Below are 15,750 nucleotides of genomic sequence, written 5' to 3'. Positions count from 1 at the left end.
CATCAGTGTAGGTAGTGTTGCGCCAGGTGCTCAGGTCAGCGCGGCCTGGGCATCCAGGCGCAGCAGCTGCAAGGGTTCCAGAGTGGAGCCCTGCAAAGATTCCCCGGCATACAGCGCCTCGTTGGCCATGGCCATTTCAGCGCTGCGGCCAGCCACCATTTCGTAGGTCTTGCGCGGCAGGACCTCGCTCCAGCCGTTTTCAAAGGTGTTGTAGGCCAGGGTCAGCGCGGCGGTGAAATAGTGCTGGCCGGCCACTGGAACCCGGACCTCCTCACCCTTCTCATCCAGGGCGATGAAGTGGTTGGGCAGGTGTTTCACCCCCAGGCGCTTGAGCACGATCCAGGCCAGGGCCGATGGCACGAAGGCGTTGAGTTTTTCCGCGGCGATGGCCGAGTAGCCACGCGCCTGCAGCAGTTGGACGATGTCGTCCTCGCTGGCCTCGGGGTGGTCGGCCATCAACCCCAGGGTATCGAGCACGCCCTGATGGGCATTGGCGTGATCCAGGCAGCAGCTGCAGTCCGGCGAATGTGAATCGTCATGCATGATCGGTCGATGATCCCTATCGGTCTTGGTGAGGGGGCGCAGGATAAACCCTGCGCCTGCCTCGCCACCAGCAAACAGCGGTTACTTGATGACGATGGGGTTCACCGGCGCTCCGCTGCCGCCGACGATCTTCAGCGGCGCGGCGGTGTAGAGGAAGGTCCACTGGCCATCGGCGGCGCAATCCTCGGCCAGTTCTTCAAGCAGCACGATCTCGGTGAAGGCGATCCCCAGGTTGCGCATCAGCGCGCAATGCAGGGGAATCTGCACCCCGGACACCGGGTCGGTGATCACCTCGTTGGCGATGGTGTCGGTGACCAGATTGGGGATCTCCATCTGGTTGAACCAGTCCACCAGTTCCCGGCTGTAGGTCAGCCCGGGTTCCACCAGGTCCTTGAAGAACTCGGTCTTGCCGTACTCGTAGAAGGCGCCCATGGAACCGGTGCGGATGATGAGGATGTCGCGCTTCTCGATGGCCACGCCCTGGGCCTGGGCAGCGGCCAGCAGGTCCAGATGGTTGAAGGTCTCGCCGCGCCCCAGGTACTTCTTGCCGCGGTGCCGGGCCATGTCGATCAGCACCGCACGGCCCACCACGCCGCGCTCGGCAATCGGCAACACACTGGCCTTGGCCATGCCGCCGACAGTGCTGCTGGCGTCGTAGCCGTTCCACAGCTGGTTGTCGTACCAGGCATGGCCCAGGGCGTCGTACTGGGTCGAGCCCTGCAGCTGCATGAAGATCACGTCGTCGCAGTACTCGGCACCACCGGTCATGGAGGGCTGCTTGCCGGCCTGATAGTGGCTGCGGTCCAGGGTATTGAAACGCATCGACGGGTTGCGTGCCGGCCACATCGGGTCGCCGCCGGGATGGCCGATCTGCACTTGCAGGGTGAAGGTCTTGCCCTGGCGCACGGCGGCCACGCCCCGCAGTACCTCGGCCTGTTGCAGGTAGTTGAGGGCACCGACTTCGTCGTCCGGGCCCCACTTGCCCCAGTTCTTTGGCAGGCCTTCAAGCAGTTGCCGGGTATTGGGGTGGTTCTTGTCGTTCTCGATCCCACACATGTCGAATGCACTCCATTGATTGGGTTGAAACGGGCGAAAATGCTCGCGTGGCCTTGCCTGGCGATCAACCGTCAAGCCCCGGCGCCCCTCTGGAACCTTGCGGCCCTGTGGGCCGTTCGCAGCCTGCGGCAGCGGCTACACGAAGCCCGGATCACACGCGCCGGGGGCTCTGGCCTGGAGGGTTTTACAGATCATCAGACGCAACGTCCACCATCCACTTCCAGACAGGTGCCGGTGATGAAGGCCGCCTCGTCAGAGGCCAGGTATAGGCAGGCGTTGGCCACATCCTGGGGGGTGGAGAAGCGCCCCAGGGGAATGGTGGCCATGAACTTCTGGCGGTTTTCCGGGGTGTCCGGCACCCCCATGAATTCACTGAGCAGGGCCGTGGCGCCCACCACCGGGTTGACGCAGTTGACGCGGATGTTGTCCGGCCCCAGCTCGGCGGCCATGGTCTTGCTCATCACCACCACCGCGCCCTTGCTGCCGTTGTACCAGACCAGCCCCGGACGCGGCCGGATCGCCGCCGTGGAGGCGATGTTGATGAACACCCCGCCACCCTGGCCACGAAAATGCGGCACGAAGTGCTTGGCGCTGAGGAAAATGCTTTTGACGTTGACCGCGAACACCCGGTCGAACTCGGCCTCGTCCACTTCCAGCATCGGCCGGTTGCGGTGGGTGGTGCCGGCGTTGTTGACCACGATGTCCAGGCCGCCGTATTGCTCCAGGGTGTTGCGCAGCAGCGCGGCAACGCTGGCGTCCTGGGCCACGTTGACCTCGATGAAGTGGGCCTGGCCGCCGGCATCGCGGATTTCCTGCGCCACCCGCTGGCCGCCCGTGGCGTTCATGTCGGCGATTACGACCCGGGCGCCCTGCTGGGCGAAGGTCTTGGCGATGCCTTCACCAAAGCCGGAACCGGCGCCGGTGACGATGGCAGTTTTATGGGCTAGACGCATGCTAGTGACTCCTTTTTTTGTTGTTATTGGCCGCCGTAGTGGCGGCCCTCAGTCGTGACGAATGGCGATGGTCTTCAAGGCGGTAAAGCCCAGCAGCGCCTCGAAGCCCTTCTCGCGGCCATAACCACTGGCCTTGACCCCGCCGAAGGGCAGTTCGACGCCGCCACCGGCGCCGTAGTTGTTGATGAACACCTGGCCACAGCGCAGCTTGTGGGCCATGCGCAACTGACGCGCGCCGTCCCGGGTCCAGACCCCGGCCACCAGGCCGAAGGCGCTGTCGTTGGCCAGGCGGATGGCGTCGGCCTCGTCCTCGAAGGGCATCACCGCCAGCACCGGGCCGAACACTTCCTCCCGGGCCAGGCGACTGTCTGGCGGCACATCGCGAAACAGCACCGCTTCGTGGAAGTAGCCGCCGCTGCCGGCCTCGGCCACCACCTGCCCACGGGCCGCCACCGGGATGCCGGCGGCCTCGGCCTCGCGGACGAACTCCCGGACCTGGCGCAGCTGTTTCTGGTTGATCAGCGGGCCCATGTCCAGGTCCAGCTCCGAGGGCCCGGCGCGCAGTTGGCCAAAGCACTGGGCCAGGCGTTCCAGCAGCGGTTCATACAGGCTGCGCTGCACCAGCAGGCGGCTGCCGGCGGAACAGGTCTGGCCGCAGTTCTGCACGATGGCGTTGATCAGCACGGGCAGCGCCCGCTCCACATCGGCATCGGCGAAGACGATCTGCGGCGACTTGCCGCCCAGCTCCAGGGTTACCGGGCAATGCCGTTCGGCCGCCGCCTTGGCCACCAGGGCGCCGGTGCCGGTGGAGCCGGTGAAAGAGATATGCGCGACGCCAGGATGGGCGCACAACGCGGCACCGGCTTCGTGGCCATAGCCGCTGACCACATTCAGGCTGCCCGCCGGGAAGCCGACCTGGGCCGCCAGCTCCGCCAGCCGCAGCAGCGACAGGCTGGCGTCCTCGGCGGGCTTGACCACGCAGGCATTGCCCGCCGCCAAAGCGGCGCCGACGCTGCGGCCGAAGATCTGCATCGGGTAGTTCCAGGGAATGATGTGCCCGGTAACGCCATGGGGCTCGCGCACCGTGAGCACGGTGTAGCCGGCCTGATAGGGCAAGGTCTCGCCGTGGAGCTTGTCGGCGGCCCCGGCGTAGTACTCGAAATAGCGCGCCAGGGCGGTGGCGTCGGCGCGGGCCACCTTGAGTGCCTTGCCGGTGTCCCGGGCTTCGATCTGCGCCAGCTCTTCGTGGTGCTCCAGCACTGCATGACTCAAGCGCGCCAGCAGACGCCCGCGCTCCAGGGCCGAGAGGCTGCCCCAGGAGCCGTCGAAATTGTCCCCCAGGGCCCGTTGCGCGGCCTGCACCGCCAGGTCGATATCGTCGGCGGTGCCCCGGGCGATCCGCGCGTAGCTGATGCCGGTGCTGGGGTCCTGCACCGGAATGTCTTCGGCCCAGGATGAGGCTTGCCATTGGTTGTCGATGTAGTGTTCGAGGGTCATCTGTTCAGCTCCTGTTTCCAGCCAGACACTCGGCAATCGCCCGCCCGACTTCCACGGTACTGGCATTGCCGCCCATTTCCCGGGTGCGCGGCCCTTCGGCGAGCACCGTCTCGATGCTTTCGACAATCGCCGCCGCGGCCCGCTGGTAAAGTTCATCGCCCTGCCCCAGGTGTTCGATCATCAGGGCCGCCGACCAGATCTGGCCGATGGGGTTGGCCACGCCGAGACCGGCGATATCCGGCGCCGAACCATGCACCGGCTCGAACAGCGAGGGGTACAGGCGCTCCGGGTTGAGGTTGGCCGAGGGCGCAATGCCGATGGTGCCGGTGCAAGCCGGGCCCAGGTCGGAGAGGATGTCGCCGAACAGGTTGGAGGCCACCACCACGTCGAACCAGTCCGGGTGCTGGACGAAGTGCGCGCAGAGAATGTCGATGTGGAACTTGCGGGTCGCGACCTGAGGGTAGGCCTGGGCCAGCGCCTCCACCCGTTCGTCCCAGAACGGCATGGTGATGGCGATGCCGTTGGACTTGGTGGCCGCCACCAGGTTGCGCCGGGGCCGGCGGCTGGCGAGTTCGAAGGCGTAGTTCACCACCCGGTCCACACCATGGCGGGAAAACACCGACTCCTGCAGGGCAATCTCCCGCGGGGTGCCCTCCCACATGCGCCCGCCGACGCTGGAATACTCGCCCTCGGTGTTTTCCCGCACCACGATGAAATCGATGTCCCCCGGCGCCCGCCCGGCCAGCGGGCACGGCACCCCGGGCATCAGCCGCACCGGGCGGATGTTCACGTACTGGTCGAACTGGCGGCGGATCTTCAGCAGCGAATCCCAGACCGCAATATGGTCGGGCACGATGTCCGGCGCGCCCACGGCGCCGAAGAAGATCGCCTCGTGGCCACCGATCTGCTGCGCCCAGTCGTCGGGCATCATGCTGCCATGGGCCTGGTAGTGCTCGCTGCACCAGTTGAAATGATCGAATTGCAAGGCGATGCCGAAGCGCCGGCTGACGGCTTCCAGCACACGCAGGCCTTCGGGGACCACTTCGCGGCCGATGCCATCACCGGCGATCACCGCGATGCGATGGGGAGGTTTTACAGCGGGATTGATCCTGGACAAGCCGTCTCTCCTGGTCTGACGTGTTGTTGTTATGGAGGCAGGTCAAGCGCACGGGCGAGCCCATTCTGGCCACAGCGCGGGGTCAGTGGGAATTGCTCATTATGGAAACCGCCTTCGCAAAATTCGAAGGCACGCGGGAAGAGTCCTGCTATGACCGACGGCTAGCCCGCGGCTGCCGCGGCCTGCTCGCAACCGGCCAGGTAGTCGAACAGCTCGCGGCTGGCCAGGGACGGCTGTTCCTGGCGCCGGCAGAGGTACATCTGGCGGTCGGCCCAGGGGTCGTCGATTTCGATAAAACGCAAGGCCATCTCCTTGCGAAAGATCTGCACCGCACCCTGGGGCAGCACCCCCACGCCCTGCCCTGCGGCGATCAGCCGGCACACGGCCTCGAAGCTGCGCACCTGCACCCGCAGGCGCAAGGGCATGCTCACCGCCGCGGCCGCCTCGCTGATCAGGGGAGTGATCGCGGCGTTGTCCTCCAGGCCGACGAAGTCATAGCCCAACAGGTCCTGAAAGCGCGCGCGGCTCATCTTGAACGGGTGGTCCTGGGGCACGATCAGGCACAACCGGTCGCGGCAATAAGGGATGAAATACAGGTCCTGGCCCCGTGGCCGGGTGGTGACGATGCCCACATCGGCCACGCCGTCACGCACCGCCAGGAGGATCTCGCGGCTGCGCTCCTCGCGGATGTCCACGCGAATGCCCGGGTGCAGGTCGCTCCACTGGGTCAATTGCCGGGGCAGTTCCTGGCTCATGGCCGAACTGTTGGCGTACAGGCTGACCCGGCCGGTGGCGCCCTTGGCGAAGTCGGCCAGGTCGGCGTGCATCACATCCACCGCCCGCAACAGCGAGCGGGCGTGTTCGGCCAGGGCCTGCCCCGCCGCCGTCGGCAATACCCCGGTGGAGGTGCGGGTCAGCAGCGCCACCTTGAAATGCTGCTCCAGGAGCGACAGGCGCCGGCTCGCGGCGGACAGCGACAGGTGCGACTGCTCGGCGGCCCGGGACAGGTTGCCCAGGGTCAGGGCCTTGAGAAACAGCTCGATGGAGGTCAGGTCCGGGGCCATGGCAGGGTCCTTGTGCGCGGTCCGTGAAAACTACCCAGTCGGGCGCGCCCTGTCCAACCTTGTGGCGGCTGCTCGCAGCCCCGGTCAGCGCCCGGAAAAACGCAGCCGCGACAGCTGGCGCAGATCCCCTTCCAGGTAGTAGGCGTTGCTCCAGCTGTCGTCCACCGCCAGGGGCTGGACCTGCTTGAGGGCCAGTTGCCTGACGAAGTAGCGGAAGCGGTAGTGTTCGTAGAACCGCAGCAGCTCCAGGCCGTAGCGGTCCGCCAGGTCGGTGTCGCCGCGGATGATCAGGAAGTTCTCGTCATTGCTCTGGCTCGCGCCGACGCTGAGGTTGTGACTGCCGCTGATGATCACCGGCGCCTCGCTGGTGAAGTCGGTGACGATGGCCTTGGTGTGCACCAGCAGGTTGCCCTTCTGGCCTTTGAGCCCCTCCTTGAGCCAGCCCTCCAGGCCATTGTTGAGCAAGGCGGTGGCGGCGAACTCGGCCGTGCGGTCGGCGTGAAAACCGGTGATGCGGCTGGCGGTGTTCTGCAGGCCGTAGCGCAGCACATCGTCGTGGGGCTGACCGAGCAAGGCATCGAGAATGCTGTCGGGCAAGGCGAAGGCGGTGACGAACAGCAGGTCGCGGCGGGCGCCGTTGATGATATCGACGAACTCCGCGAGGTCGCCCTGGCCGCTGCGCGGGGAAAACCCGGCGAACAGCGGCGCCTGCGGCTGCATGGGGTTGTTCCGGGTCAGCCACGTGCGCGTGGCGCCGACATCCGCCGGCGTCGCCCAGACCTGCTCGAACACCTCCAGGTAGCGCGTGGCGATGTCCACGTGGTCGAGGCTGTGCAACACGTTGGCCTGACGGTAGACACCATTGGCGGTGAAGTTGGTGCTGCCGCACAGCACCGACTGGGGCTGGCGCTGGCCGTTGGCGCCGAGGCGACCGAGGACGATGAACTTGTCGTGGAAGATCGCGTGGGTCACCCGCCCGCGCTTATTGGCCTCGGGCAGGTGCTGCAGGCTGGCCTGGTTCATCGTGGTGTCGGCATCGCCGGGGGCGGCGTGGTACAGCACCCGCACCTGTACGCCGCGGTCGAAGGCCGCGTTGACGGCATCGATGATCGCCTGCAACTGGTACTCGTAGATGGCGATGTCCAGGCTCCAGCTGGCGTCCGTGGCGCGCTGAATGAACCCCAGCAGCGCCTCCAGCAGGCCGTTTTCCAGCCACTGGCGGGGCGCGTCCGGCCATTTTTCGATGGGCAGGTTCTTGTTGGCGCTGAGCAACGCATCGAGTTCGGGAAACTTGCGCGAGAACGCCTGGCTGGCAGCCACCGCACGGTTGAAGATCACCCGCTGGCCAGGAGGCTGGCCGTTGTCGGCAGTGATGCTCAACTGCAGGGACTCGCCCAGTTGCGGCGCGTCCGGGCTGCCATAGGCCAGGTGCACCCGGTAGTTGAGGGTGGCGCCGGGGTTGACTGCGTAGTCGGCCCAGCGGAATTTCTGCAGGGGCGCCTGATCGCTGGGGGTGGCGTTGTACTGGGGGAAGGTATGGGCCTTGCCGGGGAAGGTCAGGCTGTTGAACAGAAACAGCCAGGGCTTGCTGCCGGTCTGTTTTTCGATGGCAAAACCCAACAGGCCCTGGCGCCGCGACGCATCCAGGTCCATGGCCAGCAGCACCCCGTTGGTTCCGGCATAGGCCTTGACCCGGAAATCGTCCTTGTCGTTACGCACCAGTACCCGCATGAAGTCACTCCTGTGAAAGACAGCGCAAAGCGTAGCCGCTTCCCGCTCCGGCATGCCAAGGCAAAACCCTGTAGGAGCCGGCTTGCCGGCGAAGAGGCCCTTGAAGACTTGCACCGCCAGGCCGGACGCTTTCGCTGGCAAGCCAGCTCCTACGGGGGATGTGCGGTGTGTCGGGGAGGTAGTCAGTCGATATGCTGGTAGACAGCGTTGAGCCGAGTCGCCAGTTCGCGGGCGCGGCCCAGGCGGATCGGGCCTCGTTCGATGTCGAGCAGCAAGGTCGGGCAGTTCAGGGGCCTGGGCGGTGGCAGGTTCTTCAGCCGGCCATCGGTGATCAGCAGCACGCGCTGCTGCTCCGCCGGCAGGCGCCGTTGGCGTTGTTCCAGCCACTGGGCCGCTTCGTTCAGGGCTTGGGGCAAGGGCGTGCCGCCGCCGGCACCCAGGCCGTCGAGCCAGTGCCGCAGGTCCCTGGAGGCCTTCAGGCCCTGGACCTGCCAGCTCGGCGCACGGCCGCTGGCAGTGAGCAGGGCCAGGCGTGCACGCTGGCGGTAGGCGTCGTCGAACAGTTGCGCCAGCAGGCCCTTGGCATCGCTCAGGGCGCTGTGCCGGCGGGTCGAGGCCGACGCGTCGACGATCACCAGCCACAGCTCATGGGGCGAGCGGCTGCGCAAGCGAAACAGCAGGTCTGCACGCAACCGTGGACGGCCTTTGAGCAAGGTGCCGGGCCAGTTGACCGAACCGGCGCTGGCCTCGCGGTTTTTGCCTTGCCGGCCGTGATCCAGGTGCCCCGCCCGGGGCTTGGCATCCGCCCCCCGGTCAGTGCGGGGGCGGATGCCTAGGGCTTTTTTGGCCAGCTGGGCACTTCACGACGGGCGCCGGTGGGCAGGGCCTGGGCCGGCATTTCGCCCCATTGGCCCTGGCCTTCGCTGGGGTTGGCGTTGGCTGACGCCGGTGCCTGGGGGCGTTGCCCGGACTGTGGCGCGCTGGGCGGTGTCTCCCGCCGCCGGTGGCGCAAGGCGAACTCGGCCACGGCGTCGATATCCTCCTCGGCAATCGCCGGGGCGCCACGCCAGGCGGCATGGGCGCGGGCCGCGCGCAGCCAGACCAGGTCGGCGCGCAGGCCGTCCACGGCAGCAGCAAAGCAGCGCTCGGTAATCAGCGCCAGGGCCTGGTCGTCCAGCGGGATGCTGGCCAGCGCGGCCCGCGCCCGCTGGCAGCGCTCGCGCAATGCCGCCTGGGGTTCGGCCCACTGGGCACAGAAGCCCTGGGGATCGCTATCGAAATCCAGGCGGCGGCGGATGATCTGCCCGCGCTCCTGAGGCGCGGGCTGGCCGCTGAGGGCGACGTTGAGGCCGAAGCGGTCCAGCAGTTGCGGGCGCAGTTCGCCCTCTTCCGGGTTCATGGTGCCAATCAGCACGAACTTCGCCGAATGGCGATGGGAAATGCCGTCGCGCTCGATCAGGTTGGTGCCGCTGGCGGCCACGTCCAGCAGCAGGTCCACCAGGTGATCGGGCAGCAGGTTGACTTCATCGACGTAGAGCACGCCGCCGTCGGCCTTGGCCAGCACCCCCGGAGAAAACTGCGCCCGGCCCTGGCCCAGGGCGGCGTCCAGGTCCAGGGTGCCCACCAGACGCTCTTCGGTGGCGCCCAGGGGCAAGGTGACGAACTGCCCGCTGGCCAGGAGGTCCGCCAGGCCCCGGGCCAGGGTCGACTTGGCCATGCCCCGTGGGCCTTCGATCAGCACACCGCCGATCTTCGGGTCGATGGCGGTCAGGCACAGGGCCAGTTTCAGTGCTTCGGCGCCGACCACGGCGGACAGTGGGAAATGTGGGGTGTCGCTCATGTCAGGGTCTCGCTTGGGTCGGGGGGTGTCCCACAGGACGCTTTCGCGAGCAAGCTCGCTCCTACAACGGCAATGCCAGCCCTGTAGGAGCGAGCTTGCTGGCGATCGAGTGCGCAGCACTCGCCGCCTCAGGAATCTTCTTCTATATCCAGCAGCAGGTGTTCCAGGGCTTCACGATAATCGCCGGGCTCTTGCCACAGGCCACGCTGCTGAGCTTCCAGCAGGCGCTCGGTCATGTCCCGCAGGGCGTGGGGATTATGCTGGCGGACGAACTCGCGGGTCGAGCCATCGAGCAGATAGGCATCGGCCAGTAAGGCGTACTGGTGATCGTCGATCAGCTCGGTGGTGGCGTCGAAGGCGAACAGGTTGTCCAGGGTCGCGGCCATTTCAAAGGCGCCCTTGTAGCCATGGCGCTTGACCCCTTCGATCCACTTCGGGTTGGCCGCGCGGGAACGGATCACCCGATTCAGTTCTTCCTTGAGCGTGCGGATCTTCGGCAGGTCCGGCTGGCTGTGGTCGCCGTGGTAGCTGGAGGCCTTGGCGCCGCTGAGGCTTTCCACCGCCGCCAGCATGCCGCCCTGGAACTGGTAGTAGTCGTTGGAATCGAGCAGGTCGTGCTCGCGGTTGTCCTGATTCTGCAGCACCGCCTGCACTTGACTCAGGCGGGAGGCGAACTGCTCGCGGGCGGCAGTGCCTTCGTCGCTGCCACCATAGGCGTAGCCACCCCAGTTCAGGTAGACCTCGGCCAGGTCCTCGCGGCTCTGCCACAGGCGGCCGTCGATGGCGCCCTGGACCCCGGCGCCATAGGCCCCCGGCTTGGCGCCGAAGATCCGCCAGCCGGCCTGGCGCGCGGCGGCGTCGGCATCCAGCCCCGACGCCTCCAGGGCCGCGCGCTCGGCACGCACCCTGGCCGCCAGCGGGTTCAAGTCCTCGGGTTCATCGAGAGCCGCTACCGCCTGCACCGCCGCATCGAACAGGCGGATCAGGTTGGCGAAGGCATCGCGGAAGAACCCGGAAACCCGCAGGGTCACATCGACCCGCGGCCGGTCCAGCAGGCTCAGGGGCAGGATCTCGAAGTCATCGACCCGCTGGCTGCCGGTGGCCCACACCGGGCGTACCCCCATCAGGGCCATGGCCTGGGCGATGTCATCACCGCCGGTGCGCATGGTGGCGGTGCCCCAGACCGACAGGCCCAATTGCAGCAGGTGGTCGCCGTGATCCTGCAAGTGGCGTTCGAGAATCAGGTTGGCCGACTGGAAACCGATGCGCCAGGCGGTGGTGGTGGGCAGGTTGCGCACGTCCACCGAGTAGAAGTTGCGCCCGGTGGGCAGCACGTCCAGGCGCCCGCGGCTAGGCGCGCCACTAGGGCCGGCAGGCACGAAACGCCCGTTCAGGGCGTCCAGCAGGCCGCGCATTTCCTCCGGGCCACAGGCGTCCAGACGCGGTGCTACCACCTCGCGCAGGCCGTCGATGATGCTCTGCACCGGCTCCCAGCCGGGTTCGTCCAGCTGTGGGACGGGCCCTTGCAGCGCCGCTTCGATCAACCCGGCGGCGTAGAGCTCCAGGCGCTCGCGAACGTCACCGGCGGTGCGCCACAGCGCCTCGCTCAACTGTTGCAGCACGGGCGGGCGGCGCCCGGTCCAGGGCTCGGACAGGGCACAGTCCAGGGGGTCGAAGCCCAGGCCGAAAGCCTTGGCCAGGGCCCGTAGCAGGCTGGCATGCGCGCCCTTGCCGTCGCCCCGGGGAATGCGTAGTAGGGCCAGCAGGGTGTCGATGCGCAAGCGCCCCTCGGGGGACTCGCCGAACAGGTGCAGGCCATCGCGGATCTGCGATTCCTTGAGGTCGCACAGGTAGGTGTCCAGGCGCGGCAGCCAGAGCGCGGCGTCGGCGTCGCTGTCGAGCTGTTCGCCCAGTTGCAGCTCGCGGTCGATATGGGTCTCGCGCACCAGCTTGAGGATGTCTCGCTGCAGCTCCCGGGCCCGGCGCGGGTCCAGCAACTGGGCTTCGTAGTATTCGTCCGCCAGCAGTTCCAGGTTGCGCAGCGGGCCATAGGTCTCGGCGCGGGTCAGGGGCGGCATCAGGTGATCGATGATCACCGCCTGGGTGCGGCGCTTGGCCTGGGCGCCCTCCCCCGGGTCGTTGACGATAAAGGGGTAGATGTTCGGCAACGGCCCCAGCAGCGCATCCGGCCAGCATTGCTCGGAAAGCCCCACGCCCTTGCCCGGTAGCCATTCCAGGTTGCCGTGCTTGCCGACATGGATCAGCGCGTGGGCGCCGTAGGCCTGGCGCAGCCAGAAGTAGAACGCCAGGTAGCCATGGGGCGGCACCAGGTCCGGGTCGTGGTAGACCGCGCTGGGGTCCACCTGGTAACCCCGGGCCGGCTGGATACCGACGAAGGTCAGGCCAAAGCGCAGGCCGGCGATCATCATCCGCCCGTCGCGGCACATCGGGTCTTGCTGCGGTGTGCCCCAGCGCGCCAGCACCGCTTGGCGGTTGGCTTCGGGCAGGGCCTGGAACAGCGTCAGGTAGTCGGCCATGGCCAGGCTTTGCTGGCAGGGGCGCTGGTCCAGGCTGTCCAGGTCGTTGCTGACCCCGCCCAGCAACTGCTGGATCAACTCGGTGCCGCTGGCGGGCAGTTCGGCCGGCAGCGGATAGCCTTCGGCGTGCAGTGCCTTGAGGATGTTCAGCGCCGCTGCCGGGGTGTCCAGGCCCACGCCGTTGCCGATGCGCCCGTCCCGGGTCGGGTAGTTGGCCAGTACCAGGGCCACGCGCTTGTGGCCGTTGTCCAGGCGCCCCAGTTCGACCCAGCGCCGGGCCAGTTCGGCGACGAAATCCATGCGTTCGGGCTGGCCGCGATAGCAGACCACGTCCGACTGGCTGCGCTCGCTGCGCCAGGCCAGGTCCTTGAAGCTGATGGGCCGGCTGATGATGCGCCCGTCCAGTTCCGGCAAGGCGATGTGCATGGCCAGGTCCCGCGGCCCCAGGCCTTGCTCACTGTCACGCCAGCCCGGTTCGTTGTCCTGGGCGCAGATCGCCTGGATCACCGGGATATTGCGGCGGAACGGCCGCAGGTGCGGGGCTTCGGGGCTGGACTGGGCAAAGCCGGTGGTATTGAGGATCACCCCGGCCGCGGTTTCATCCAGCCAGTCTTCCACCTGGCTCAGGCAGCCGGGCTCCTTGAGGCTGGCCACCGCTATCGGCAAGGGGTTGAGGCCCGCCGCCAGCAAGCGCTGGCAGAACAGGTCGATAAATCCGGTGTTGGCCGCCTGCAGGTGGGAGCGGTAGAACAGCAGCGCCGCCACGGCTTGCCCCGGCTGCCAGTCGGCCTGCCAGTCACTGAGGGCAGCCTGGCTTTTGTGCGGGTGGTAGATCGCCGTGCGTGGCAGTGCCTGCGGTTCGCTCCAGGGGTAGTCGCGCCCCAACAGGCCGCTGGCCAGGCAGCGGTAGAAATTCAGCGCGTTGTCGCGCCCGCCCTGGCGCAAAAACTGCCACAGGCGGTCGCGTTCGCCGGCAGCCACCGTGCTCAAGTCGCTGAGTTCCGGGTCCGGGCGGTCGTCCCCCGGCACCAGGATCAACTGCACCCCGCGCCTGGACAGCTCCACCAACTGCTCGACGCCGTAGCGCCAGTAGGCGATGCCACCGTGCAGGGAAATCAGGATGACCTTGGCGTGGCGCAGCACCTGGTCCACATACAGATCCACCGAGGCGTGGTTCTGCACCTGCATCGGATTGGCCAGGCGAAAGCTGGGGTAGTCCTCGGGCAATTGCTCGGCGGCGTCCGCCAGCAGCGCCAGGCTGGAATCGCCGCTGCACAGGATCACCAGCTCGGCGGGGGTTTGTCCCAGGTCGGCAATGTTGTCATCCGACACGAAACCGCCGGGCTGGGTCCTGAGCAGGTGCATGGCTTAGACGCTGAGGGCGGCGCGCAGTTGCGCTTCGAGCTGGGCGGCGTCCAGTTCCTGGCCGATCAGCACCAGACGCGTGGTACGGGCCTCGTCGGCGCCCCACTTGCGGTCGAAGTGCTTGTCGAAGCGCGTGCCCACGCCCTGGATCAGCAAACGCATCGGCTTGTTGGGGATCGCGGCAAAACCCTTGACCCGCAGGATGCCGTGCTTGACCACCAGTTGGGTCAGGGCGTCCAGCAGCAGGCTTTCGTCGGCCTGGGGCAGCTCGATGGAGATGGAATCGAAGGCGTCGTGATCGTGGTCGTCGTGATCGTCATCGCCGTCATGGTGATGGTCGTGATGGCTGTGGCGGCCGTCGATGTGTTCCTCGGAACCGGCACCCAGGCCCAGCAGCACATCCAGGGGCAGGCGACCGCTGCTGGCTTCGATGACCTTGACCGCCGGCGGCAGCTCCTCGGCCACTTCCAGGCGCACCTTGGCCAGGTCTTCGGGGCTGATCAGGTCGGTCTTGTTGAGGATCACCAGGTCGGCGCTGGACAGCTGGTCGGCGAACAGCTCATGCAGCGGCGATTCGTGGTCCAGGTTGGGGTCGAGCTTGCGCTGGGCGTCCACTTGATCGGGGAAGGCGGCGAAGGTGCCGGCGGCCACAGCCGGGCTGTCGACCACGGTGATCACCGCATCGACGGTGCAGGCACTGCGGATTTCCGGCCACTGGAAGGCCTGGACCAGAGGCTTGGGCAGCGCCAGGCCGGAGGTCTCGATGAGGATGTGGTCCAGGTCGCCACGGCGCGCCACCAGTTCGCGCATCACCGGGAAGAACTCCTCCTGCACGGTGCAGCACAGGCAACCGTTGGCCAGCTCGTAGACTCGGCCGCTGGCCTCTTCCTCGGTGCAGCCGATGGCGCATTGCTTGAGGATTTCGCCGTCGATGCCCAGCTCGCCGAATTCGTTGACGATCACCGCAATGCGCCGGCCCTGGGCATTGTCCAGCATGTGCCGCAACAGGGTGGTTTTGCCCGAGCCGAGGAAGCCGGTGACGATGGTGACGGGAAGTTTGGCCAGTGTTTTCATCGGATGCCCTTTGGCAAAAGGAGGCGGGCAAACGGGACGAGAACCGCAACGCCAGGCGCGCGGAGATTTCGCCACCGGATCACCCCGCCCGGTTGTAGTGAGAATCTTGGATCGAGGCAGGTCTCCTGGCTGAGGGCTTGCCAGTCGTCGGACCGGCGATTGCTGCGCCTTCCCACCGGCGTCGTCGACGCCCATGCAGTGGCCTTGCAGCAATCGAACCCTTCACAGTTGCGGGGGCAGCCGCGGCATCGACCGCGTTCCCTTCTTAGCTTCGACCCGTGGCCGAAGAACCTCGAAAGCGCAAGGCTACGCAGAGCCAGGGGGACGGTCAATCGACAATGCGCCCGTAGCAGCCGGCTTGCCGGCGAAAGAGCCATTGAACCTTGCACCAGCGCGGCGCACACCTGCGCAGCGGTCACGGCAATTGACGCCCCTGCCCCGCCCATGATCTCCTACACACCTTGTTACGGGTGCCCTTTACAGGGTGAAACGGGAAACCGGTGAATCACGTGCTTAACTAAAAAGCCGTGGCCAGTCCGGTGCTGCCCCCGCAACGGTAAGCGAGCGAAGTGTCAGATCCACTGTGCCAAGGCATGGGAAGGCGACACTTGCCGGTACGGCATGACACAGCCCTGCCCCTCGCAAGCCCGGAGACCGGCCCGCAACACTTACATAACAACCCGCGGTGGGCGGGCGCTGTTGCAAACCCTGCGTGGCCATCACGCGGGGTTTTCCTGCGCCTCTACCCCGCTGACACTCCAGAGGGAAGCGCCATGTCGATCATCAGCAGCACCAGCCACTCCGCCAGCACGACCTCCACCCTGAGCCAGCGCCTGGTGGCCGCCATCGGCGCCTCGATCCTCGGCGCGTGCCTGGTGTACTTCGCCGGTTTCTCCCACATCGAGGCGGTGCACAACGCGGCCCACGACACCCGCCACAGCGCCGCCTTCCCTTGCCATTGAGACCTGCCGAC

At 67.0% G+C, this 15,750-nt stretch carries 12 protein-coding genes and 2 riboswitches; of the genes, 1 reads left to right on the top strand and 11 read right to left on the bottom strand.

All coding sequences use genetic code 11. From position 1 onward, the window contains the following. Positions 1-30: 30 nt before the first annotated feature. The 11 genes from BLS75_RS00670 to cobW all read right to left on the bottom strand — a co-directional run bounded on the left by BLS75_RS00670 (position 31) and on the right by cobW (position 14,777). A complete protein-coding gene (locus BLS75_RS00670) occupies positions 31-543 on the bottom strand; it encodes a hypothetical protein (RefSeq protein ID WP_072449957.1) in 513 nt (170 codons plus the stop codon). A gap of 81 nt (positions 544-624) precedes the next feature. Then, complete coding sequence (locus BLS75_RS00665) at positions 625-1,599, bottom strand: cyclase family protein (protein ID WP_053159283.1); 975 nt, start codon at positions 1,597-1,599, stop codon at positions 625-627. A gap of 194 nt (positions 1,600-1,793) precedes the next feature. Further along, the gene (locus BLS75_RS00660) at positions 1,794-2,552 is read right to left on the bottom strand and encodes an SDR family oxidoreductase (protein WP_011061923.1); all 759 of its coding nucleotides are present in this window, start codon (positions 2,550-2,552) and stop codon (positions 1,794-1,796) included. Positions 2,553-2,600: 48 nt separating this feature from the next. Next, positions 2,601-4,049, bottom strand: coding sequence for an aldehyde dehydrogenase family protein (locus BLS75_RS00655; RefSeq protein ID WP_072449955.1), 1,449 nt, complete (start codon positions 4,047-4,049; stop codon positions 2,601-2,603). A 4-nt stretch (positions 4,050-4,053) separates the two neighbouring features. Further along, entirely contained in the window at positions 4,054-5,166 is a 1,113-nt protein-coding gene (locus BLS75_RS00650) for a tartrate dehydrogenase (RefSeq protein ID WP_011061925.1), read from the bottom strand. Positions 5,167-5,327: 161 nt separating this feature from the next. Beyond that, positions 5,328-6,230, bottom strand: a complete 903-nt coding sequence (locus tag BLS75_RS00645) for a LysR family transcriptional regulator (RefSeq protein WP_072449953.1) — start codon at positions 6,228-6,230, stop codon at positions 5,328-5,330. 84 nt (positions 6,231-6,314) lie between these two features. Further along, positions 6,315-7,961, bottom strand: coding sequence for a phospholipase D-like domain-containing protein (locus BLS75_RS00640; RefSeq protein ID WP_072449951.1), 1,647 nt, complete (start codon positions 7,959-7,961; stop codon positions 6,315-6,317). 182 nt (positions 7,962-8,143) lie between these two features. Continuing rightward, a complete protein-coding gene (locus BLS75_RS00635; protein WP_072449949.1) occupies positions 8,144-8,740 on the bottom strand; it encodes a vWA domain-containing protein in 597 nt (198 codons plus the stop codon). Between the two features lie 53 nt (positions 8,741-8,793). Further along, positions 8,794-9,801 (bottom strand): magnesium chelatase ATPase subunit I, encoded by a 1,008-nt coding sequence (locus BLS75_RS00630; RefSeq protein WP_072449947.1) that lies wholly within the window; start codon positions 9,799-9,801, stop codon positions 8,794-8,796. Positions 9,802-9,929: 128 nt separating this feature from the next. Beyond that, positions 9,930-13,703 (bottom strand): cobaltochelatase subunit CobN, encoded by a 3,774-nt coding sequence (cobN, locus tag BLS75_RS00625; RefSeq protein ID WP_072449946.1) that lies wholly within the window; start codon positions 13,701-13,703, stop codon positions 9,930-9,932. A 3-nt stretch (positions 13,704-13,706) separates the two neighbouring features. Beyond that, the gene (gene cobW / locus BLS75_RS00620) at positions 13,707-14,777 is read right to left on the bottom strand and encodes a cobalamin biosynthesis protein CobW (protein WP_011061931.1); all 1,071 of its coding nucleotides are present in this window, start codon (positions 14,775-14,777) and stop codon (positions 13,707-13,709) included. 97 nt (positions 14,778-14,874) lie between these two features. Further along, positions 14,875-15,087: riboswitch (cobalamin riboswitch) on the bottom strand. Between the two features lie 141 nt (positions 15,088-15,228). Then, positions 15,229-15,455, top strand: a riboswitch (cobalamin riboswitch). Positions 15,456-15,550: 95 nt separating this feature from the next. Here cobW and BLS75_RS00615 point away from each other — a divergent pair. Beyond that, positions 15,551-15,739, top strand: a complete 189-nt coding sequence (locus tag BLS75_RS00615) for a CbtB domain-containing protein (RefSeq protein WP_011061932.1) — start codon at positions 15,551-15,553, stop codon at positions 15,737-15,739. Positions 15,740-15,750 lie beyond the last annotated feature (11 nt).

The sequence above is a fragment of the Pseudomonas sp. NFPP12 genome (genome assembly GCF_900103205.1).
Lineage (GTDB): Bacteria > Pseudomonadota > Gammaproteobacteria > Pseudomonadales > Pseudomonadaceae > Aquipseudomonas > Aquipseudomonas protegens.
This window is presented reverse-complemented; position numbering and strand designations above follow the sequence as displayed.

Coding starts and splice junctions, on each gene's coding strand:
- cobN (WP_072449946.1), bottom strand. CDS start 13,703: ATGCACCTGCTCAGGACCCAGCCCGGCGGTTTCGTGTCGGATGACAAC.
- BLS75_RS00640 (WP_072449951.1), bottom strand. CDS start 7,961: ATGCGGGTACTGGTGCGTAACGACAAGGACGATTTCCGGGTCAAGGCC.
- BLS75_RS00645 (WP_072449953.1), bottom strand. CDS start 6,230: ATGGCCCCGGACCTGACCTCCATCGAGCTGTTTCTCAAGGCCCTGACC.
- cobW (WP_011061931.1), bottom strand. CDS start 14,777: ATGAAAACACTGGCCAAACTTCCCGTCACCATCGTCACCGGCTTCCTC.
- BLS75_RS00630 (WP_072449947.1), bottom strand. CDS start 9,801: ATGAGCGACACCCCACATTTCCCACTGTCCGCCGTGGTCGGCGCCGAA.
- BLS75_RS00670 (WP_072449957.1), bottom strand. CDS start 543: ATGCATGACGATTCACATTCGCCGGACTGCAGCTGCTGCCTGGATCAC.
- BLS75_RS00655 (WP_072449955.1), bottom strand. CDS start 4,049: ATGACCCTCGAACACTACATCGACAACCAATGGCAAGCCTCATCCTGG.
- BLS75_RS00615 (WP_011061932.1), top strand. CDS start 15,551: ATGTCGATCATCAGCAGCACCAGCCACTCCGCCAGCACGACCTCCACC.
- BLS75_RS00665 (WP_053159283.1), bottom strand. CDS start 1,599: ATGTGTGGGATCGAGAACGACAAGAACCACCCCAATACCCGGCAACTG.
- BLS75_RS00660 (WP_011061923.1), bottom strand. CDS start 2,552: ATGCGTCTAGCCCATAAAACTGCCATCGTCACCGGCGCCGGTTCCGGC.